The organism is Streptomyces sp. NRRL S-495, from assembly GCF_000966955.1.
In the GTDB taxonomy this organism is placed as follows: domain Bacteria; phylum Actinomycetota; class Actinomycetes; order Streptomycetales; family Streptomycetaceae; genus Kitasatospora; species Kitasatospora purpeofusca.
This window is the reverse complement of sequence record NZ_JZWY01000853.1, coordinates 1-245: the sequence shown is the minus strand read 5'-3', so window position 1 is coordinate 245 and position 245 is coordinate 1. Positions and strand designations below refer to the sequence as shown.

At 82.9% G+C, this 245-nt stretch carries 1 pseudogene; it reads left to right on the top strand.

Annotated features, from left to right (window positions below):
* Positions 1-245: pseudogene (locus tag VR45_RS49450) on the top strand (hypothetical protein); the annotation flags it as partial.

The following is a 245-nucleotide window of genomic DNA, read 5'->3' as shown; positions in this document are numbered from 1 at the left end:
GGTGGGGCCGGTGGCGGGACTGCCGGGCGCGGGTTCGCCGCCCAGGCCGCCCGCGCCGGGTACAGCACCGCGAACCGCTCGGCGGGCCTGGCCGCCCGCACCGGTCAGCGCGCCGCCCAGGTGCCTGGCCAGACGGCCCGCCAGGGCCTGCGTACGGCCACCGGGGCGACCCGGGCGGCTGGTGCCGCAGCGGGTGCGGCGGGCGGCGCGCTGAAGCCCCGTCAGCGCGTCGCGGAGATCCGGGC